Source organism: Martinezella calliandrae, from assembly GCF_030272695.1.
GTDB lineage: Bacteria > Pseudomonadota > Alphaproteobacteria > Rhizobiales > Rhizobiaceae > Rhizobium > Rhizobium calliandrae.
This window is the reverse complement of record NZ_JARFYN010000200.1, coordinates 1-505: the sequence shown is the minus strand read 5'-3', so window position 1 is coordinate 505 and position 505 is coordinate 1. Positions and strand designations below refer to the sequence as shown.

At 60.6% G+C, this 505-nt stretch carries 1 protein-coding gene; it reads right to left on the bottom strand.

Annotated elements, in window-relative coordinates:
* Positions 1-489 (bottom strand): tyrosine-type recombinase/integrase (locus PY650_RS36720; protein ID WP_285885018.1); only part of this gene is annotated, 489 nt, incomplete at its 3' end.
* Positions 490-505 lie beyond the last annotated feature (16 nt).

Sequence of the window (505 nt, the reverse complement as noted above, 5' to 3'; positions counted from 1 at the left end):
GCTGACTGTCGTACGCCAAAGCGGCACGCTACGGTCTTTACGTCCCTTACCATGCAAGTGTGCAACCGCCGCGCCATCGACGATAACCTCGCCGACGCGCAGGCCGATGGCTTCGGACACACGGGCGCCAGTGTTGTACATCAGGCTGAACAGCGTGCGGTCCCGTTCACCTGCCCAGGTCCGCGCATCCGGCGCGTCAAGAATCGCCTGCATCTCCTCGCGCGAGAGAAATCCCAGGACCGGCCGGTCGAACCGTTTCATCGGAATGGCCAGTGCCTGTTGGATGACGATGAGCGCAGTCAGGTCGTAATGGGCGGCATACTTCAAGAAGGAGCGAAGTGCCGCCAAGCGGGCATTGCGCGTGCGCGCACCGTTGCTCCGTTCCTTCTCCAGATGGTCGAGGAAGTCCAGGATCAATTGAGCATCAAGATCGGTCAAGATCAGCCGGGTGGGCGCCTTGCCAATCTTCGCTTCGGCGAAGCCAAGCAACAATCGAAAAGTGTCC